The organism is Sorangium sp. So ce295 (assembly GCF_051527405.1).
Lineage (GTDB): Bacteria > Myxococcota_A > Polyangia > Polyangiales > Polyangiaceae > Sorangium > Sorangium cellulosum_B.
In genome coordinates this window covers 6,099,857-6,119,946 of record NZ_CP150324.1, presented here as the reverse complement: position 1 = coordinate 6,119,946, position 20,090 = coordinate 6,099,857, and the positions used below count along the sequence as shown (strand labels likewise).

Here is a 20,090-nt window from a genome sequence, read left to right as displayed (position 1 = left end):
GATTCCGTCGAACGGCCGCCGGCGCTCTGCCGCGCGGTCACGGGTTGAGTCCCGGGATCCTACACGGTGCTCCGGGCGGTTCGACGTGCCAGGCGCCGCGGCGGACGCCCCTGTCGAGCGACGCCGCGGTTCTGTCATTGCAAGAAAATTGCGACTTCCGGGCGGCGCGTGGCTCACCCGTGGTGCCGTGTCATCGCGACGAGGGTGGCGACCAGGAAGATCACCAGCCCGAGCGCCCCCGCCGCCCCGAGGAGCAGCGTTCGCTGGAGCTTCGCGACGCGCTGGGCGGAGAGGATCTCCTGCTGGATGCCGTTGCAGATCTTCTTGGTCTCGCGCAGGAGCTGCCGCGCCGCCGTCGGATCTCTGGCGATGCGGCTCGCCTTCAGGCTCTCCGGGCGGCCTCGCACCATCGCGCGCAGGATCAGCACCATCAGCTCGTCTTGCCAGAATTTCTCGGGGATGGCGTTGCGGCGCTTCACGTAATGGTCGTTCTTCGCCAGGTGGCTCGGCGTGAGGGGCAAAGGCACGTCCTCCAGGGAGCCCACGAATTTGCCGAGCGCCTCCACATCCTGTTGCTGTTCGGTCAAGATGAAATAGAAGAGCGCGCCGACCGCGTAGAGATCGTGCGCCTCGCCGAGCCGGCGCACCAGATCGAACTGCTGGTTGTTCGGATCGAGCGGCGGCTCGCCTCGGAAGCAGGCGATGAGCTCCCCGCTCGACGGATCTCGCTCGATCCGGATGATCTCGAGATCGTGATCGTGCCTCGGGTCGCGCTCATCGGCCAGGATGTCGGTGTCCATCAGGTCCGCCGCGAGGGGCTTCGGCACCCGGAACCGATCACCGTCGAGCGTGATCCGCTGCGCGATGCGGAACTTGCGGCGGCAGGCCTCGGGCGAGAGGAAGGGGTGCTTGATGCTCCCGCCGGCGACCTCGTCTTCGTACCAGCTGCGGGTGAGCTCGTCCTTGTCGGACAGGCCGAAATCGATGACCCGCACGTGGAATCGCGGGGAGCTGATCATGTCGTCGAGCGCCTCGCGGAGGTCGCTCGCGCCCTCGCGCTGGCGCTCGGCGGTCGTGGCGCTGGCGGGGGTGATCATCAGGTTGTCGGGGGCGAGGTCCTTGTGCACGATGGTCTTCTCGCCATGCAGCCAGGCGACCGACTCGGCGAGCTCCACCATCAACCGGACCTTCTCGAGCAGGATCGCCTTGTGGAAGAGCGTGTGGGACCGGTCTTGCCGCCACACGTCCTCGATCCAGGTGAACGCCCGCCTGTGCCACGGATCGCCGCGCTGGGCGCGGGTGTCGAGCTCGACCCAGGGCTGGCCGTACCGTGCCCACAGGGCCTGCAGCTCGCTGCGGCGGCGCCCGACGAACTCGACGAGGCTCACCTCGAGGAGCTCCATCACGACCGCTTCGCGATCGACGAAGTTCAGGATCCTGCCCGATCTGGCGGTGGGACCCTGCTGGCAGCAGCGCTTCGCGGGGTACTGGAGCAGCTCGAAGAACTGCCCGTTGATGTAACGGCCCGAGAGCTCGTATCCGCACTCCTTGCAGTGAAGTGATGGGTGGCTCTCCGTCGCGATGTCCTTGCGCCGGAGCAGCGTGTTGCACCCCCTCGGGCAGGCGGGGTGGTAGATGGTGCCGCAGCCGCACAGCACCATCGGCTCTAGCTGGATGATGTCGAGCGTGCAGACCACGTTCACGCCGGCGTCGGTCGTCATCTCCTTCAGCAGCTTGATCTCCTGGCTGAACAGGCGCTCCTCGGAGAGCTGCGCGAAGTCGTGGAGCACCTTGATCGCGACGAACCGCACGTTCTGGCCGGCGCTCAGCTGCATCCCCTTGTAGACCTTCGCAAACTTGCCGCGGCCGAGCTCGATCGGCGAGCAGAGCCCCGTCGCGTCGCGGGTGGTGAGGAACTGGTAGCTGACGTTGGCCTGGACGGCGTTCAGCGCCGCGCCGGGCGCGCTCCTCGGCGTGGAGGAGGCTCCGGCGCCTTGCTCGCCGGGGATCGGTTGCGTCGACTCCGGCGTCTGCACCAGTGTCAGCATGGTCATCACCTCATGAGTCCAGGGTTCGATCGCCGCGCTCGCGCGCGTGAGCGGCGGCCTAGAAGACGTTGATGCACGCGAGGTGGGCCGTCCCGGTGGCCGGGTCGATCGCCGACAGGACCACGAGCTGCTTCGCGGCGCCGTCGACCACGATCGCCGCCGCGAGCCACGGGATGTCGACGCGGAGGCGCGCTCCGCCGGCGGCCGCCTCGGCGCTGTCGCAGTGGAGCCGCTGTACCCGGGCGCGCCGGTGCCCCACGTCGAAGCGCACGTCCCGCGCGACCTCGGGGAGGAGGAGGCCCTCGCAGCGCGTCGAGGGGTTGCTGGCATCGTGATAGATGCTCGGTCGCGGCCCGCCGGGGGAGACGGCGCGCCGCTCGACCTCGATGAAGAGCGAGCCTGCGCGCGGCGACACGAGCAGCGGCGCGGGCAGGAGGTCCGGAGCGGCCGCGAAGAGGATGGGTGTCTGGAAGCGGTCTCGCTCGTCGACGGCCACCGACTGGAGCATGAGCCTCCGGCCCTTCGGCAGCGAGCGCGCCTCGCAGGTGCCAGCCCGCGGGGCGGCGAGCTCCAGCGGCCCGGCGGCTCGCGGGGCCTCGACCCCGCCCTCGGGCTGCGCCATCGCAGCTGCAGGCGGAGCGCCGCGCCCGGCGTGGACGAACCAGGGCGCCGCGCGGAGGGGCTCGGCCGCGCGCCCAGCGAGGCTCGCCCCGAGCGCCGAGAGCTGGCGGGCAGCTGCCTCTGGATGGACGAAGCGCCCGCCCGCCTCCCAGACGATCGCCTCGAGCTCGTCGGCCACGACGGCGGCGCTCTCCGGCCGAGCCGCTGGATCGCGCGCGAGCGTGTGCAGCACCAGCTCGTCCAGCCGCCGTGGCACGTCGGCCCGCAGCGAGCGCACGGGCGGGGCGGAGGCCTCGAGGACGGCCCGGATCGTGGCGATGTCGGTGTCGCGCCGGAAGAGCGGCTGGCCGGTCAGGAGCTCGTGAAGGATGACCCCCACGGAGAACAGATCGGATCTCCGGGTCAGCGGCGACGCCGAAGCCTGCTCGGGCGACATGTACGGGAGCTTGCCCTTGACCATCAGACAGCCCGTGGACTCCACCAGCCGGTGCTTGGCCCAGACGATCCCGAAATCGATGATCTTCACCGCGCCATCCGGGCAGCACATGATGTTCTGCGGGGTCACGTCGCGGTGGACCAGGTCGCGGTGATTGCCATGCTCATCGCGCAGCTCGTGCGCCGCGTGGAGTCCCCGGCACGCCTGGGCGAGGATGGCGGCCACGAGGTCCGGCGGCAGCACCCGCGCCGCGGTGTACAGCTGAGCTCGGAGCGAGGCCAACGTCACGCCGGGCAGGTACTCCATCACCATGTGGAGCGGCTGGTGCTCGTCACCGAAATCGAGGATACGAACGACGTTGTTGTGGTTGATGCTCGCGAGGACGCGCATCTCCTCGAGGAACATCCTGGCGGCGTCCGGTATCTTCCCGGCCAGATCGGGCAGCATCACCTTCAACGCCACGTCACGGATGAAGCCGCCAGGGCCCTTCTGCCGCGCCAGGTAGACGGCGCCCATGCCCCCGGAGCTGAGCTCTCCGATCACTTCATAGCGACCGAACATGGGACGGAACGTCATGTGCCGCGCCGCTTCTTTCGTTGATAAACCGCCCGTCGTGGCCGGAAAGGCCATGTCCGTCGTCATGGCCGACTAGGTATGATTCGAATTCTATGGCCCTGGTAGTGGTATCGAGCGCAGGCGTGAAAAATCCAGGAAACGCCTTGCGTCCGGGGCAAAGGTGCCGGTTCGTCGCGCTTTCCTGGGATCAGGCGACGGCCGCTCGATTCGTCAGGTATCGCAGCGGGGCGCCGGGGGAGGGGCGGAGCGGGAGGCGCTCAGACGTCGATGATCTTGCCCGGGTTCATGAGGTTCAGCGGATCGAGCACCCGCTTGATGGACCGCATGATCGCGAGCTCCTCTACCGAGCGCGAGTAGGGCAGGTAATCCTTCTTGAGCAGGCCGATGCCGTGCTCGGCGGAGATGCTGCCGTGGTACTTCTTCACGAGCGAGAAGATGGCGTGATCCGCCTCGTGGGTGCGCTTCAGGAACTCCTCGCGCGTGAGGTCGTCGGGCTTCATCACGTTGATGTGGAGGTTGCCGTCGCCGATGTGGCCGAAGAGCGCGATCTCCCACCCTGGATAGCGGGCCTCGAAGAGGCTCTCGAGCTCGGAGCAGAAGCCCTCGAGCTCCTGGATGGGGAGCGACACGTCGTTCTTGTGCGGGAGCCCGGTCGCCGACAGGCTCTCGCTGATCCCTTCGCGGAGCGCCCAGAGCTCGGCGGCCTGCGCGCCGTGCTGCGCGAGCGTGCCGTCGGTGACCAGCCCGCGCTCGAACAGCGAGGTGATCCACGCCTCTAGCGCCTCGGGCTCGCCGCGCTCGACCTCGATGAGCACGTAGTAGTCCGACGGCGCGGAGAGCGGCACACGCACGTTCCTGTGGCGGCGCAGGCGCGCCTGGCACTTCTCGGTGAAGAACTCGTAGGCCATCACCACGAACGGCCCCGTCCGGGCCTCGCGGAACAGCGCGAGCACGCCGGCGAGGTCGGGCACCGCGAACAGGAACACGTTGAGCGCCTCGGGGACCCGCGTGAGCTTGAGCGTCGCCTCGGTGATGATGCCGAGCGTGCCCTCGCTGCCGATGAACAGCTGGCGCAGGTCGATCCCCGTGTTGTTCTTCTCGAGCGCGCCGTTCAGCTCGAGCACGGCGCCGCTCGCGGTGACGACGGTGAGCCCGAGCACCCACTGGCGCGTCAGGCCATAGCGGATGACCTTCACGCCGCCGGCGTTCGTGGCGATGTTGCCGCCGACCTGGCTCGACCCCTTCGAGGCGAAGTCGACAGGCCAGGTGAGGCCGTGCGGCGCGACGTGCTGGTGCACCGCCTCGGTCACCGCTCCGGCCTCGACGCGCACGGTCGCGCCGAGGACGTCGACCGGGCCCATCTTGCGCATCCGATCGAGCGACACGACGAGCTCGCCCCTGGCCGCCACGGCGCCGGCGGCGAGCCCCGTGCGACCGCCGGAGGGCACGATCGGGACGCGGTGCTCGGAGCAGAGGCGGAGCAGCCGCGAGACCTCGTCGGTCGACCGCGGCAGCGCGAGGGCCGAGGGCCTGGGCTCGTGGACCTTGGTCCAGTCGCGGCCGAACGTCGCGAGATCGGCGGCGTCCGTCGAGAGGAAATCCGCGGGGAACTCACGCTGGACGGCCTCGAGGAAGGGGCCGGGGAGGCCAGTAAGTGGGGTCATGGTCGGCTCGGTACTGCGGCATCGCCGGGAGGGCAAGGGCAGGCGGTCTTCGCCCTCACGCGGTCTTCGCCCTGACCCCGCGCAGGCGCGCCGAGCGGGTCGCTTCGGCGGCGGGGCGGGAGTCCTCGTGGCGCAGGCGCCGCGAGAGCGTTGCCGCGCCACGACCGACAGGGCATCTTGACCGAGGAGCGCGCATGGACAGGGCAGACCGCGCGGCAAGGGTGGCAAGCATGGCGGTGCTCGCGCTGGTCGCGTGCGAGCGCGCTGCCAGCGAGGCGCCGCGTGGATCGGGCGCCGCCGGCGGGGGCGGCGCTGCCCCGGACCCGATCGCGGCGAGCAGCGGCGCGTCGGGCGCGAGCGAGCAAGGGAACGCGGGCGAGCAAGGGAACGCGGGAGGGCAGGGCGGCGGGGGCGGCGGCGGCGGCGAGGGCGGCGCGCTGAGCTGGGAGCCGGTCGAGACGGACTGGTGCTCGGCAGGGTGGATCGGCCTGGACGACCACACCTGCTTCCATGTGCCGGAGACCGCGCTCCGCGGCGCGCCGATCCTTTATGTGCTGCACGGGGCCATGGCGCCCGACTCGCTGCCCGTGGGCCTGCAGGCAACCGCCGCGGAGGCCGCCGAGGCGCTCGGCGCCGTCGCGGTGTTTCCGCGCGGAAGACCAGGACTCTGCACCTGGGATCCGTCCGTGGAGACCTACTCCTGCTGGCCGACGCGCCGCGAGACCGTCGACGCAGCGGCGCCCGCCCTGCTCGAAGAGTGGATGCGCGCAGAGGCGTTGATGGAGCGGATCCTCGGCGGGACGTCCGGCGGGCGTTATGTCATGGGCTTCTCCAACGGCGGCTATTTCGCGAGCTACGTGGCGCTGGAAGGCCTCGTCGCCGTCGACGGCGCAGCGCTCGTCGGCGCGGGGCGCATGGTCATCGAGGAGCACCTGTTCTCCGAGGAGAGGCCGCCGATCTTCATCGCCGTCGGTGAGCTCGAGCTCGCCTCCACCATCGCGAGCGCCGAGAACCTCGCCGACGTGCTGACCCAGCACGGCTGGGAGCACGAGCTCGTTGTGCACCCGGGGCGCGGCCACGAGATCCACGCCGACGACTTCTCGAGAGCCTGGGAGACCTGGATGGCCGCGCCCCGAGCGGCCCCGCGCCGCCGCCGCGCTCGCCCGGCGGAGGATGGGGCCGACTCGACTCGATAAGACCCCTGACGCGCGCAGCGCGGGATGCCCGGAGCGTCCTTTTTGAGCACTCTTGCGTACATGAGCGCAGGGGAGCTGGGCCGAGCGGGGCGGCGTTGATCGCCTGAGGACGGCGAATGCACCTGCGGTGTTATCGCCCCTTGTCTCATGTTGTCAGCGCGGAGGCTCGACATCGTCGGAGACACCTCGTCGGCGCGCGCTGCGCCGAGAAATCCGCAGCGCGCGAAAGGCGTGTTATTGCCGGAGCCGCCGCGTTGCGCGAGGCGCTCCCGGCGGGCGCCGAGCGCGCCTGGAAGCGCCTTCTCTGCGCAGTGATCCGGCGCGGGGGGACACGGAGGATCACCGCGGGGTCGTGCGCTGTTTAGGAATGTCGGTTTGTCGTTGCCTCGCGCCCGCGGCGCGCGCCCTCGGGCGGCAGGCTCTGCACACCAGCTCTCGGGCATGAGCGCTGCTCTCTCCGCAACCCGACTGGCGCGACGGTCTTGCAGACGTCGCGGGCAGGGCAAGGAGGAGAAATGGTCGAGCTGTTGAATACCAGGTTGATGTGCGTCGCGATGGCGATGGCGGCGCTGGCCACCGGGTGCGCGGTGGGCGCGGGCGAGGCGGACGTCGACGAGAGTGATGCGGACGAGGCCGTGACGGTGGAGGAGGCCTCCCAGGCGCTGTGCGGCGACGCCAGCTGGGCGCGGAGCTGCGGGGCCTCCGGGGGCTTCACCGATCCGAGCTGGGGCTGGCCCAACGGGAACTTGGGCTTCCCCAACGGGAACTGGGGCCTCCCGGGCTGCGGCAACGGGAGCTTCGTCGGCGGGAACCCCTGGGGTAACCCGGGCTGGAACAACTGGGGCAACTTCGGGAACTACAGGCCTTGCGGCTGGAACGGCCCCTGGGGCGGCTTCAGGCCGCCGTGCGGCAGGCCCGGCTGGGGCGGCGGCGGCGGCTGCGGCAGGTTCTAGCCCGCTGGCCCGGAGTCCATCCGCGGCGACGACGGCGAGCGCGGGCCCTGGACCGGCGCACGACAGGCCCTCGGAACACGAGGGGCCCCCTGCGCGCCCGGCGCCCGAGCCGCGGCTCGTCTGACGGATCGCCCGGGCCGAGCCGGGACACTGGCCTCCGGGAGCTCGCGGCAGGCGCGAAGCTCCTGGAGGTCAGGAGCCCCGGGGGTCTCCGGATCGGCGACGGCCGTGCGCCTGGCGGCCACGTTCCGGGGCCCCCACCTGTCGCATTTTAGGACATCGCCGCCTGGCACGCGCACCTGGGTCTGGCGGCTCAGCCGCTGCCCAGCCCGTTGCACACCTCGGCGCAGATCGCGCGCCGAGGCGCGGTGCCTGCGCTTGCGCCAGGCCTGGCGGCCCTCGTCCCATGGCGGATCGCTTCTTGCTCCCTCTGGAGCGCGCCGGATCGCCGGCGTCCTCGAGGAATGCTCGCCATGATGTCTTTTGCGACACCCGTCTCGCGTTACATGACCTGTGAAGTCATCGCGGCGTCCGACATGACGCCGCTGCCAGAGGTGCACCGCACGCTGGGCGAGCGCGCGATTTCCTGCGTTCCGATCCTGGACGCGGCGTCGCGCGCGATCGGCGTGCTGTCGCGCACCGACCTGCTCCGGCTCGGCAGGTTCGAGACGAAGACGAACAGCCGAGGAATGCTGCTCACCTTGCCCGATGTCCCGTCGCGGGCCGTGCTGCGCCCGGGCATCATCACCGTCGGGCGCGCGACGCTGGTCGGGCAGGCGGCGAGCGTGCTGCTGAAGCACCGTATCCATCGCGTGTTCGTCCGCGAGGACGAAGCCTTGACGGGCGTGTTCAGCACCAAGGATCTCCTGCTCTCCCTTGTCGAGGCGCGGGACCCGACGGCGATCGGCGGGCTCATGTCGGCGCCCGCGTACACGATCCCGCTCGACGCGCCGCTCGCGCTCGCTGCCGACCGGCTGACGACGGCGCAGGTGAGCGGGCTCGTGGTGGTGGATCCCGGCGGGTGGCCGGTGGGGATGTTCACCCAGACCGAGGCGCTGCTCGCGCACGGCGTGCTGTCCGATTCACCGGTCGAGGACGTGATGAGCCCGGCCATGGTCTGCCTCGACGTCCGGACGCCGCTCCACCGCGCCGCGGCCGCCGCGCACGCGGCGCAGGCGCGGCGCGTGCTCGTCGTGCAGGGGCGGCGGCTCCGCGGCGTGCTGACGGGGCTGGACTTCGCGCGCGCCGTCGCAGGGACGGGCGTGATCTCCATGGCCGCGAGGTCCAGGGCGGGATAACGCCGGCCGCGGCGAGCGCGGCCTCACCGCGCGGCGGCGCGGGTCGCCATCCGCTCGACGACCCCGTCGGCGTCGGCGGTCAGGCGCGCGGCGAGCGCGCGGGCGGCGGCGGGCGAGGCGGCCGCGACCCCCTCGACGGCGCCGAGCCGCGCGCGGCGCGGGAGGCGCGGGTCCGCGGCGAGGGCCTGGAGCTCCGCGATCACGCGCGTCGAGGCGGAGGCGGAGGAACGCGTGGCGGCGCGGCCCGCCGCGGTGAGGGCGCGCGCCCTCACGTACGCCGGCGCCCCGGGATCGCGGCCGACCGCGAGCAGCCGATCGGCGTCGGCGCCGGCCGCGCGGAGCAGCTCGTCGAAATCCGTGCCTCGGGCAGCGCTCTGGCCGCAGAAGTGCCCCGCGAGCAGCGCCGCGGCGTGCGGCGGGAGCGCGGCGGTGGAGGCGAGGCGGTCCGGCGCAAACGAGCGAGCACCCTCGCCCGGAGTCGGCGGCGCGATGGGCGCTCCGCTCGCCGGCGTGTCCGCGTCGGCCGGGAGCGGGACGGCCGCCCCGCCGCCCTGCTCGACGATCCCGCGGTAGAGCGCGCTCGCCCGCACGACCGCCGTCTGCTGCGGCGTCATCGTGCCCGAGAAGTCGCCCCCCGTCGGGAACATGAGATTCCCGAAATCCGGGCAGCGCTCCCTCCGTGACCTCATGTTGCTGCACTGCTCGGTGTCGTCCAGCGGGTCGCCGAAGTCCGCGTCGAACTCGGTCGTATGGAACAGCCCGGCGAGATGGCCGAGCTCATGGCGCAGGATGAAGCTGTCAACCGAGGGCTCCTCGTAGAGCGTGACAACGATGCCGCTCAGGTGGGTGCCGTGCTCGACCGCGACCGAGGGCACGGCGGGCGTCACGCCGGACGCCTGCACGATGCTCCCCCCGAACGCCGTCACTGCGATCACGTTGAGGGCCGGACGGCCGGGGGCGCCGGCCGTCTGCTCGAGCAGGCCGGGGAGGAGCTCGTCGTCGATGAACTCCCACTCCGAGCCCAGGTGGCGGACGTTGATGCTGCCCACGCCGAGGCCCACGTACCCCTCGTACGCGGCGAGCAGCGCGCGCCGCATGTACTGCTCGGAGACCGCCTCTCCGGCGATGAAGGCGTTGATGTCGATCTTCCCGCCGTGAAAGCGCCCGTCGAGCGTCCGGCGGTGCCACACCGAGAGGCGCACCGGCTCTACCAAAGGGCCGACTCCGCCGTTGCCGAGCTTGATCCAGTAGACGCCCGGCGCGAGCGGCGCGGATGCGTCCGCGCCGGTCTGGGGGACGGCCGCCGCGCCGATGCCCTGGTTGAAGAAGGCGGCCATCGTGCCTGGGATGGTGTAGTCGGCCGCCAGCAGCCTGCCGTCGGGGCCGCGGATGCTCTCGATCCCGATGGGCTCGAAGCTCGGCGATGACGCCATGATCTCGGCGACGGCCGTGAAGCCCAGGGTGCCCGGCTGGATGGTCACCGGGACGGCGCCATCGATGTCGACGTTGTCGTGCTCTTCCTTGACGAGGGGCGGAATCGGCGGGGCCCCCCCCTCTCCGATGCTGCCGCCTAGACCGGCCCCGGAGGAGCCTTGCGGCGCGGAGCTCGCCGTGTCTCCGGAGCTCCAGGAGCCGCTGGAGCCGCCGGAGCCGTCGGGCGGCGGCTCGAACCCGTCGACCACCACCCTGCCGCCGCAGGCGCCCGCGACGAGGGCCGCGAGCGCGCCCGCGGCGAGGAGAGCGCCTCCGCGAACCTGCGTTGCCCGGCGCTCGCCGCCCGGCTTCCTCCCGTCCACGCGAGACGGATCGAGTGCGCTCGATGCCGGTGCAAGCGACGTTGACATAAGCATGCTCCTGCGTCGGTAAGGGCCCTCCCTCACCGCGCGCGCAGTATGCGCGGGCCCTCGCGCGGTGTCACGCGCTGCGCACGCTCGTGACCTCGGCGGGGTGTGCGATGGCGTGAGCGGCGCTCATTCCACTTGCTTGACGCGCATTCTCACCCGACCTGGAGATGCTTCCGTCGCGCCCTCGAAGCGCTCGATGACGATCACGAAGCGCGACACGCCGTCCGCGCCCTGGACGAGCCACGCGGCGTCCTTGGCCGGCGCGGGGGGCGTCGCGCCGGGCTCGATCCACCGCCCCGTGAAGGCGGTCGCGATGTGGTCGCCGCGGTACGGGACGGCGGGATCGGAGAGGGCCGCGTGGTCGGCCGCGTCGAACCGCGCCTGCTCCGACGCGGCGGTGCGCGCCTTGACCTCGGCGAGCTCCTCGGAGTCCGACGCATCTGCCTGGAGGTCGGCGGCGCGCGTGGTCCCGGGGCCGCCGAGCTCGCCGTTGACGCTGACGAGCGACCTTCGGAAGCAGACATTCCAATCCGTCGACGCGCGCGCCTCTTCCGGCGTGAGCATCAGCTGCCGGTTGCCCGCGAGGTCGAGGCAAGCGCTCGGCTCGGTCTCGGGCGCGTCGATGCCGCCCGCGGTCGCGTCGAGATCCTGGATGTCGACGGTCGGGCCGGGGCCGTCGGGGAGCACCTCGGCGTAGCGGAGCTGATAGAGCGCCGTGACCGGCGCCCCGTCCACTTCCCCGTAAAAGGAGACGATCTGGAGCTTCCAGTACCGGCCCTCGTGCTCGATCGCGTGGACGTGGTAGCGGCTGAAGGCGACGTGCTCCTCGCCGTCGTAGGCGTACCAGCGCGAGAAGGCGCCGCCGGAGTCGTCCGTGAGCAGGAAGGGGGTGCTCGGCAGCTCACCCGCTCTGTAGTCCTCGAGGCCGATCGGCAGCGCCCCGCCGTCGCCGGGGCCGCTGAGTCCGCTGTTGGTGAAGACGTCGTAGCCCGAGAGCGCGAGATCCCAGTCGGTGGACGCCGCGCCGTCGCCTTCCGGGAGCGCGATCTCCGGCGTGGCGAGGCGGAGGAAGACGCGGCCGGTGGCCGGCACGTCGACCTCGAGGAGCGCGCCGTCCTGCGTAGTCCCGGGGTCTCCGCTGGAGGTGCCGGGGTTTCCGCTGGAGGTCCCGGGGTCTCCGCTGGAGGTCCCGCCGCCGCCGCACGCCGGGGTGAGCAGGAGAAGCGCTGCCGCAACCGATCCTCTTGTCATGAGTCCTCCCACGGTAGATCGGCGCGGACGCCGACGTAAAACGTGCGCCCCTCGAGGGGCCGGTGATCGCCGCGGCGCTCAGGGTCCTTTTGCGCGCCAAGCAGGTTCCTTACGCCGAGATACGCCTGCGACGAAGGCCAGAGCGGCCGCGCGAGCCGCGCGTCGAGCGTCGTGAACCCGGGGGCGTACACGTCTTCCTCAGCGCGCGGGTCTCTCTCGACGAACGCGCTGCTGATGGTCCGGAGACGGGTGACGAGCTCGAGCCGGAGCGGCAGATCGGCGCGGAGCGAGGCCTGCGCCGTGTGCGGCGGTTTGCCGGAGAGCGGCTGTCCGGGATCGGCGGTGTCATCGCGTGTCCAGAGGTAGGCGTAGCCGGCCTCGACGCGGAGCCACGGTGTGGCCTGGAGCGTGGCCGAGAGATCGAGGCCCGCGGTGCGCGCCTCGGCGATGTTCGTGTAGGTGTACGTATCGACGCCGTCGGAGGAGCTGACGGGCTTCGGGTCGACGTCGATCAGGTTGTCGACCCAGTTCGAGAAGGCGCCCGCCCGCGCCGTGATCCCCTCTCGGGGGATCCATGTGACATCGCCGTTCACGCCCCACGACGTCTCGGGGGCGAGCTCCGGGTTGCCCTCGAGGATGTAGCCGAGGCTCGAGTGGTCGAACGAGAAGCCGAGCTCCTTCGCGCTGGGGGCGCGGAACCCCCGCCCGCCGGAGACGCGCAGCGTGAGCGACGGTGAGGGCCGGTACGCGAGGGCGAGGCGTGGGGCGACGACGCCGCCGTAGCGGACGCGGAGCTCGCCGCGAATGCCGGGCATGAGGGTGAGCTCGTCGGTGAGCTTCCACCCGAGCTGGCCGTAGAGCGCGGCGCTGCCGAGCCGGGTGCTGGGCACCTCGTCGTTCGGCGGGATCTCCTCGGTGCCGGAGGTGGTCACGGTGGTGATCTTGAGCACCTGGTCGAGCGTCTCCACCTCGGCGCGCGCCCCGGCGACCCAGGTGCGCTGCCCGTCGGCGACGGTGGCGATCGCCTCGTAGCTCTGGAGGGTGCCCGAGCGCTCGCGCAGCTCCTCGTAGGGCGAGCCGCGCTGATCGCGGCCGCTCGATCGGAAGCCCCATTGTTGGCCGGCGGCGAGGCGCAGGCTGGAGCCGCCGCCGAGGTCGAGCGTCTCGGCGAGGTGCAGGGTGATGCGGTCGGTCACCTCGGGGAGGTCGTAGAGGTAGACCCCGAGGACGGGCCGCTCCTTCTGCTCGACGCCGTCCTGCTCGTCGTGGATCCAGCGCGCACGGAGCCGCAGATCGACGCCCCTTCCGAGCGCGGCGCCGGCGCGCAGGCCGAGGAGCGTCTGGGCGCGCTCGGGAAGGGCGGTGGGGGCGTCGGCGCCGGCCTCGGGATGGGCGAGGTTTTTGGCGGGCTCGACGAGGGAGAGGCTGTCCTCCCGCTGGAACGAGGCGTCGGCGCTGGCCCAGGCGCGCTCGCCCCGGTAGGCGCTCGATCCCTGGAGGACGAGCCCGGCGCGGCTCCGGCCTTCGAGGCGGGCGCGGCCGCTGTAGCCCGGGTGCTCGGGGGGCGCGGAGAGCACGTTGACGACCCCGCCGATGGCGCTGGTGCCGTAGAGCGAGCTGGTCGGCCCGGTGACGAGCTCGATGCGGGAGACGTCGCCGAGCGGGAGGGACGAGAGGTCGATGGCGCCGCCGGCGTCGCCGATGACGCGCTCGCCGTCCTCGAGGACGAGGACGCGGTCGAGGTCGAAGCCCTGGATCTGGATGGCGCTCGGGTTGCCGAGCGCGCCGTACGCGCTCGGGTTGACCTGGACGCCGAGCTCGCCGTCGAGCGCCTCACCGACGTTGGTGGCCCCGCGGCGCTCGGCCTCGTCGCGGGTGACGACGCGCGTGCGCACGGTGGCGCGCTGGCTGCTCTCGGGGGTGCGGGTGCCGGTGACGACGACCTCGAGGGGAGGCGGCGCGGCGGGCGAGGGGGGAGGCGAAGCGGGAGAGGAAGGCGAAGAAGCGGGAACGGGAAGAGGCGAAGAGGAAGGGAGCGCGGCCGAGGGCTGCGCGGAAGGGAGCTGCGCGAGCGCAGGGCGCGAGGACGCGGCTGGGACGAGCGCCGGGAGCGGGCAGAAGGCGAGCAGCGCGGCGCGCGTCAGGCGCCGGCGCCGGGGCACGGTCCTCCCTGGGACATCGGAACGGCAGGCTCGAGGCGCGGGGACGGCGGCATGGGGAGAGCTCGGCCTGTGCGGCGTTCGGTGGATCGGGTGAGGTGGGGTGGGGGATGGTCGCCCGGTTCAGGGCGGTCGTCCAGCAGTTCGGGGGGCGGGCGCCGTGGCTGCGGGGGGTCGCGGGGCGGGAAGCGGGCCCGGCGACGGAAACCCCAACGGGCGACGCGAGTTGGGCTTGCATTGCTCGACGACGGACGGTAGGGTCCCGCGCCGAATCGCCGGTCCCCATCGTCTAGCCCGGCCCAGGACTCAGCCCTTTCAAGGCTGCTACGCGGGTTCGAATCCCGCTGGGGACGCAATTCATTACTAGTTTCAAGCGCTTGGCGACGCGCTGAGCGATGGCCGGAGGTTCAGGTAGATGCCGCACGAAGCGCGGCAACGCTACTGGGCTTCCGGGTCTCCGAGCGTTCCTTCTCCGGATTCCGGACCGAGCAGCTCCACCTCGCTCCAGAGCGCGTCGAGATCGAGCGAGAGTCCCTCCAGGCCGGGAATATTGCCGACGATCCCGTCGGCCGCCGAGCGCGCGTGCACGTAGCGGCGGTCGGTTCCTAGCTCGAGGAGCTCGAGCGTCCTTTCCTGCGGGTCGATGATCCAATTCCAGCGCACCCCGAAAGATGCGTACTCGTGGAGCTTCTCGACACGGTCGCGTCGAGCGTCCCGCGGGGTAGGAGAGACCACCTCGACCATGATGTCGGGCGGAGCGTGGAGCGTTCCGCGCCGAGGTGGCTTGCGGCTCCGAGGCATGTACGCAGAGGCGTCGGGCTTACGGCCAGAGACAGCGCTCACCGCGTACTTCGCTTCGGAGCCCAGCACGAGCCCGCCCTGCGGAATGAGCCAGCCCCCGAGCACCCTGATCACCCAGGCCACGATCACTTCGTGAACGGCGTCCGGCGCCTCTTCCTCCACGAGCCGCCCGTCGACGAGCTCGCCCGGTTCATCTTCAGGCAGACTGGTCCACTCGGCGAACGTGACCCTCCGCTCGACCGCGACCTCGGTGCGTGCGCTCTGGCTGATCACCTCGCCACGGTAGCACAGCGTTCCGCGTGCCGTCGTGTCGGCGTCGGAAGAGGGCGCCCCGACGTCGAGCTCGGGGGAGCTCGGCGCCCCAGTCCCCAGCGCTGGCACCCCCTCGGGCCTGTCTGCTGAAGGGAAGCGGATGGGCGAGGGCTTGTCCTGGGCCGAGCGGTTCCTTGGCCCGCCAAGGGGCTCAAGTAGGCAACGGACAGGAAGGACCTTGTTGCGGCTGGGTTCGTCCACGGCGTGCCGGGTGCTACCAGCAACCGCGGGTGACACATTGCTTGTCCGGCGAGTTTACGAGGTCAGCACGAGAACGGCAATCGATACCCAGGCTCGGTCACGCTCGAAACGTGGCGTCCGTGTTTTTGACAACGAGACGGACGTCTCGTTGTCAATCTTCGCGAACGTTCTGGACTCCGAGCATGACGACGCCGCCCGTACCCTCCACAGAACGGCCCAAAGGGAAACCATCGCGCGTGGCGCCCCTGGAGAGTCTCGACCGCGACGCCGCCCTCGCCCTACCAGGTAGTAGGATCCGAGGGGTTGCCGATGCCCCGCCCTGGCCGGGTCTCCGCAGCGGCGGCCTATCTTCGGAGACGCGCAGATAGGTCGCGGAAGTCGCTGTTTATTCAAGGGAATACGGAGATTGGCCGCGGTGCCTCGCCGCCTACATGCTATAATCCGCCGCTAGGCCCTGCGAGGCAACGGATTGCGACGTTCGGCGGGCAGACGTAGTGCCCATCTGGGCCAGACCGGCATCGGCCGCTCCGGTAATAGGCTTTGTCGCTGCGATAGGAATTCCGTGGCCTCGCGGCGACGAGGTCCAACTAAGGCGTTCGGCGTGATGGACTGGATCTTCCTACGCCGCTGGCCCCCGATGGCTGGGGCACGAAGTCGAATGCATCGTGGCGTGATCGGCCGGCGCGCCCGAGCCCGCTCGGCCCCGCGACGCGGCCCTTCGCCCTTGCGCCCGAGCCCGCTCGGCCCCGCGACGCGACCCTTCGCCCTTGCGCCCGAGCCCGCTCGGCCCCGCGACGCGACCCTTCGCCCTTGCGCCCAGTGCAAGCGCTAGGGTACAATTGAAAGAATGGATAAGCCCCGGCTGGAACACCGCCCGGAGACTCGCGCCCTGACGGTGGAGACTCTCCTCCTGTACGTACGCGAGGGAAAGATCCGCATCCCGGAGTTCCAGCGCCCGCTGCGGTGGCGCTCGGCGCACGTCCTTCACCTCTTCGACAGCGTCTACCGAGGCTTTCCCATCGGGGAGCTCTTGCTCTCGAAGAAGCAGGCGGGAGCGGCGAAGCTACACTTCGGGCCGGTCACGATCGAAGCCTCCGAGGTTCACGACGCACTCTTTGTGGTCGACGGCCAGCAGCGAGTCATTGCCCTCGCCGGCGCCATGCTCCGTCCGGAGGCGAAGCCCTTCGGCGACATCCACGCCGTCTGGTTCGATCTCCAAGAAGAGCAGTTCGGCCGACCATCGCGTGCAGAGCCCCCTCCCCATTTCCTCCCGCTCAACGTCGCTGGCGACTCGATACGCCTCCTGCGTTGGCTCAACGACTGGCCGTTCCGCAACGAGCGTCCCGATCTCGTTGAACGGGCGATCGCACTCAGCAAGGCCGTCCGCGAGTACCAGGTCCCCGCGTACATCGTGGAGGGCGCGTCCGAGGATGCCCTCCGGGTGATCTTCAAACGGGTGAACGACTCCGGGGTGGCCATGCGCGAGAGCGAGGTCTTCGAGGCCCTTTTCCACGCTCGGGATCCGCACCCTATCCAGAGCGCGTGCGCGCGCCTGAAGGAAGAGACAGGCTTCGGAGAACTCTCGCCCGAGTGGTTCCTTCGCTGCCTCAAGGTGGTCGAGGGCGCGGACCTCCGACGGAGTTCGACGAAGGGGGAGGACGACGCCGCCGAGCTCTCGGAAGCGTCCGTTGAACACACGGAGAACGCGCTCCGGAGAGCGATCGCATTCCTCTGCGACGACGCGTGGTTCCCACACCTCCAGCTCATGCCTTACCGGCTCCCGCTCGTGGTGCTGGCCCGCTTCTTCCATCGCCACCCCGACCCGGATCCGCGCACGCGCACGCTCTTGACCCGGTGGGTCTGGCGCGGCGCGCTCTCAAGCTTGCACACGAGCAGCAGCGACGCGACCATTGCCAGCCTACAGGCCCTGATACAGGACGACGAAGCCTCGTCGGCCCAGGCGCTCCTCGGGAGCGTGCCCCGAGAGGTCGAGTACCCGAGCTCGACTGTGGAATGGAACGGCCGCGGCGCCAAGGCAAGACTGTGCGCGACGGCTATGGTCTACCTGAATCCGCGCGATCCCGACACCGGCGCCCCTTATACCTTCGAAGACGTGCAGGCGATGCTGGCCACCCGCGCGCCAACGGAGGTGGTCGAGGGGCGCGTCCGCAAGCGCAACAAGAAGATTGGGGACATCTTCCTCGACGTGACGGGGAACGACCACACCACGGTTGCCAGGTGTATCCTCCTCTCTGATCGACGAAAGCTGAGGCGGCTCACCTCCGCTTCCGCCGAGGTGCTGTTGAGCCACGGGATCGACGACCGGACCCTCCGCGCGCTCCGCAGCGGCGACCTAGCGAAATTCGCTGACCGGCGCGCGAAGCTGCTCGATGAGAGGTTTCGCCGGTTCTTCGCCGAGCGCGTCGCTGAGGGAGAGAGCGATCGCCCCACCATCGCCGAGATCGCGCGCAGGGCCCGCGCCGTGGTGGCCGCGCATGGACGCCCTTGAGGTGCGCCTTGAGGGCGCGCTCGTCGGGCTCTTGGAGCGCTTCGAGGACTGGACGTGTCGCTTCTCCTTCCACTCGTCGTGGTTGGAGGCCCCCGAGCGCCCCGTCCTGGGACAGTTCTTCGAAGACCAGAAGCCGCGCGAGGTTGAGACCGTAGGACACGTCCCCTGTTGGTTCGATCACCTGTTGCCTCCCCCCCAGAGTCCGCTTTGGCAGGCGGTGGTCCGGCAGGCCCAGGTCGACCCCGACGATCCGATGATCGAGTTCGACTTACTGGGCTTCCTCGGAGAGGATCTCCCGGGCGCCGTCGTCATGACGCCGAGCCGGCCACGCCTCGCGCGGGAGCCCCGCGCCGCTCCGCCTACACGTCAGGTTCCCGAGGGATCGATATTGTTCGCCCTCGCTGGTCAGCAGTGGAAGCTCTCGGTCCGGCCGGGAGATCGCGGGCTCGTCGTCCCAGTGCGCGGCGAGACCGGGCAGTGGCTTGCCAAGTTCCACGATCCCATGTACCGGGATCTGCCCCGGGTCGAGCACGCGACAATGCGGTGGGCGGAACTCTCCGGCGTCCAGGTCCCTCAGCGGAAGCTGGCGCACGTTGCGGAGTTCGACGGCTTGCCGGAGGGCGTCCCGATCGGTGACGGATCCGTGTACCTGATTGAGCGCTTCGATCGGAAAAAGGACGGCTCGCGGATCCACATGGAAGACTTCGCGCAGGTCCTGGACCGTCCGCTTTCCGAGAACTCGCTCTACGGGGGCGCGCACGAGGAGATCGCCGCGATCCTTGCCCACCTCTCGCCGGGTGACGTCCGCCAGTTCGTCGAGCGCGTGGTGTTCTCTGCGCTGTGCGGGAACACCGACGGGCACCTAAAGAACTGGTCGCTCTTGTACGTGGACGCGCGGCGCCCCGTCCTTTCGCCGGCCTATGACGTGATCTCATCCGTGCTCTACGTTCCGCCCCTCGACGATCGGATGGCGCTCGGCCTCGGCGGCTCGCGCCGCTTCGAGGATGCTCGGGTTGAGTCATTCGAAACGATGGCGGAGGTGGTGGGAGTCTCCTTCGCCGAGGTCTCCCGCTGGGTGCGCGAGGCCGCGGAGCGGATCCGGAACGTGTTCTCCACGCACCGCGAGGATCTGTCCTACCGCCCCCATGAGCGCGCCCGTCTGGAGAAGCATCTCGCTCGGGTCCCTCTTAGCCAAGGAAGGCGCTGACTCCCGGCCGCTCGTGGGATAGCGCCGCCATCCAGATGTGTAGTGTTATCGAGTCTGGAAACCTTCCTTGCTAGCTCCCAGCACTTGAGTGCCCCGACCTAAACCGCAGCCGAACAAAGGCTTGCAGCCGGCGAGACACCTGGGCAGGCCCTGGCCGCGGTCTGTCCAGGTGCCTCGCCAGCTGAAGCCCAAGTCGTTATGCCGCTTACGCGCCGGGGTGCTCGACCTCCTTGTCTCTGCTGGAGCGACCAGCCGCCCGATGGTCTCGTGGGCGATGTGAGCCGCCTCGATGTCGCCCGCGGCGAGCGCCGCTCCGGCCGGCGCTGCCCGCCGCGGCGAACGCGCTCGGCGGCGAGGTCGATGACGCCGGCCGCGTCGGTCCCCGGCGCGCCGAGCAGGCGGCCGATGGTCTCGTGGGCGATGTTGAGCCGCCTCGATGTCGCCCGCGGCGAGCGCCGCTCCGGCCGGCGCTACCCGCCGCGGCGAACGCGCTCGGCGGCGAGGTCGATGACGCCGGCCGCGTCGGTCCCCGGCGCGCCGAGCAGGCGGCCGATGGTCTCGTGGGCGATGTGAGCCGCCTCGATGTCGCCCGCGGCGAGCGCCGCTCCGGCCGGCGCTACCCGCCGCGGCGAACGCGCTCGGCGGCGAGGTCGATGACGCCGGCCGCGTCGGTCCCCGGCGCGCCGAGCAGGCGGCCGATGGTCTCGTGGGCGATGCGCGCCGCCTCGATGTCGCCCGCGGCGAGCGCCGCTCCGGCCGGCGCTGCCCGCCGCGGCGAACGCGCTCGGCGGCGAGGTCGATGACGCCGGCCGCGTCGGTCCCCGGCGCGCCGAGCAGGCGGCCGATGGTCTCGTGGGCGATGTGAGCCGCCTCGATGTCGCCCGCGGCGAGCGCCGCTCCGGCCGGCGCTACCCGCCGCGGCGAACGCGCTCGGCGGCGAGGTCGATGACGCCGGCCGCGTCGGTCCCCGGCGCGCCGAGCAGGCGGCCGATGGTCTCGTGGGCGATGTGAGCC

12 protein-coding genes and 1 tRNA gene are annotated in these 20,090 nt (G+C 70.9%); 6 read left to right on the top strand and 7 right to left on the bottom strand.

Translation table 11 applies throughout. From position 1 onward, the window contains the following. Positions 1–173 precede the first annotated feature (173 nt). The 3 genes from WMF11_RS23100 to WMF11_RS23090 all read right to left on the bottom strand — a co-directional run bounded on the left by WMF11_RS23100 (position 174) and on the right by WMF11_RS23090 (position 5,345). Positions 174–2,048 carry a protein kinase gene (locus tag WMF11_RS23100; protein WP_437978939.1) on the bottom strand — a complete coding sequence of 625 codons (1,875 nt, stop codon included), beginning with the start codon at positions 2,046–2,048 and terminating at the stop codon, positions 174–176. A 58-nt stretch (positions 2,049–2,106) separates the two neighbouring features. After that, positions 2,107–3,681 carry a serine/threonine-protein kinase gene (locus WMF11_RS23095; protein ID WP_437978938.1) on the bottom strand — a complete coding sequence of 525 codons (1,575 nt, stop codon included), beginning with the start codon at positions 3,679–3,681 and terminating at the stop codon, positions 2,107–2,109. Positions 3,682–3,938: 257 nt separating this feature from the next. Then, on the bottom strand, positions 3,939–5,345 hold the full coding sequence (locus WMF11_RS23090) for an FAD-binding oxidoreductase (RefSeq protein WP_437554856.1): 1,407 nt from the start codon (positions 5,343–5,345) through the stop codon (positions 3,939–3,941). A 194-nt stretch (positions 5,346–5,539) separates the two neighbouring features. Here WMF11_RS23090 and WMF11_RS23085 point away from each other — a divergent pair, with 194 nt between their 5' ends. The 3 genes from WMF11_RS23085 to WMF11_RS23075 all read left to right on the top strand — a co-directional run bounded on the left by WMF11_RS23085 (position 5,540) and on the right by WMF11_RS23075 (position 8,792). Beyond that, positions 5,540–6,541, top strand: coding sequence for an alpha/beta hydrolase (locus WMF11_RS23085; protein WP_437978937.1), 1,002 nt, complete (start codon positions 5,540–5,542; stop codon positions 6,539–6,541). Between the two features lie 515 nt (positions 6,542–7,056). Continuing rightward, a complete protein-coding gene (locus tag WMF11_RS23080; RefSeq protein ID WP_437978936.1) occupies positions 7,057–7,494 on the top strand; it encodes a hypothetical protein in 438 nt (145 codons plus the stop codon). 473 nt (positions 7,495–7,967) lie between these two features. Further along, positions 7,968–8,792, top strand: coding sequence for a CBS domain-containing protein (locus WMF11_RS23075; RefSeq protein ID WP_437978935.1), 825 nt, complete (start codon positions 7,968–7,970; stop codon positions 8,790–8,792). A gap of 23 nt (positions 8,793–8,815) precedes the next feature. Here WMF11_RS23075 and WMF11_RS23070 read toward each other — a convergent pair whose 3' ends face one another. The 3 genes from WMF11_RS23070 to WMF11_RS23060 form a co-directional block, all read right to left on the bottom strand. Beyond that, entirely contained in the window at positions 8,816–10,636 is a 1,821-nt protein-coding gene (locus WMF11_RS23070) for a hypothetical protein (protein WP_437978934.1), read from the bottom strand. A 126-nt stretch (positions 10,637–10,762) separates the two neighbouring features. Then, positions 10,763–11,887, bottom strand: coding sequence for an HmuY family protein (locus WMF11_RS23065; protein WP_437978933.1), 1,125 nt, complete (start codon positions 11,885–11,887; stop codon positions 10,763–10,765). Beyond that, the gene (locus tag WMF11_RS23060; RefSeq protein ID WP_437978932.1) at positions 11,884–13,782 is read right to left on the bottom strand and encodes a TonB-dependent receptor plug domain-containing protein; all 1,899 of its coding nucleotides are present in this window, start codon (positions 13,780–13,782) and stop codon (positions 11,884–11,886) included. Before WMF11_RS23060 ends, WMF11_RS23065 begins: the two co-directional genes overlap by 4 nt. Positions 13,783–14,324: 542 nt before the next feature. Here WMF11_RS23060 and WMF11_RS23055 point away from each other — a divergent pair. Then, a tRNA-Glu gene (locus tag WMF11_RS23055) sits at positions 14,325–14,399 on the top strand. Between the two features lie 85 nt (positions 14,400–14,484). Here the strand turns inward: WMF11_RS23055 and WMF11_RS23050 are convergent. Further along, positions 14,485–15,120 carry a Uma2 family endonuclease gene (locus WMF11_RS23050; protein ID WP_437978931.1) on the bottom strand — a complete coding sequence of 212 codons (636 nt, stop codon included), beginning with the start codon at positions 15,118–15,120 and terminating at the stop codon, positions 14,485–14,487. Positions 15,121–16,207: 1,087 nt separating this feature from the next. Between WMF11_RS23050 and WMF11_RS23045 the strand changes: the two genes are divergently transcribed. Continuing rightward, complete coding sequence (locus WMF11_RS23045; protein WP_437978930.1) at positions 16,208–17,869, top strand: DUF262 domain-containing protein; 1,662 nt, start codon at positions 16,208–16,210, stop codon at positions 17,867–17,869. Next, the gene (locus WMF11_RS23040) at positions 17,856–19,076 is read left to right on the top strand and encodes a type II toxin-antitoxin system HipA family toxin (RefSeq protein WP_437978929.1); all 1,221 of its coding nucleotides are present in this window, start codon (positions 17,856–17,858) and stop codon (positions 19,074–19,076) included. Before WMF11_RS23045 ends, WMF11_RS23040 begins: the two co-directional genes overlap by 14 nt. Positions 19,077–20,090: the final 1,014 nt, after the last annotated feature.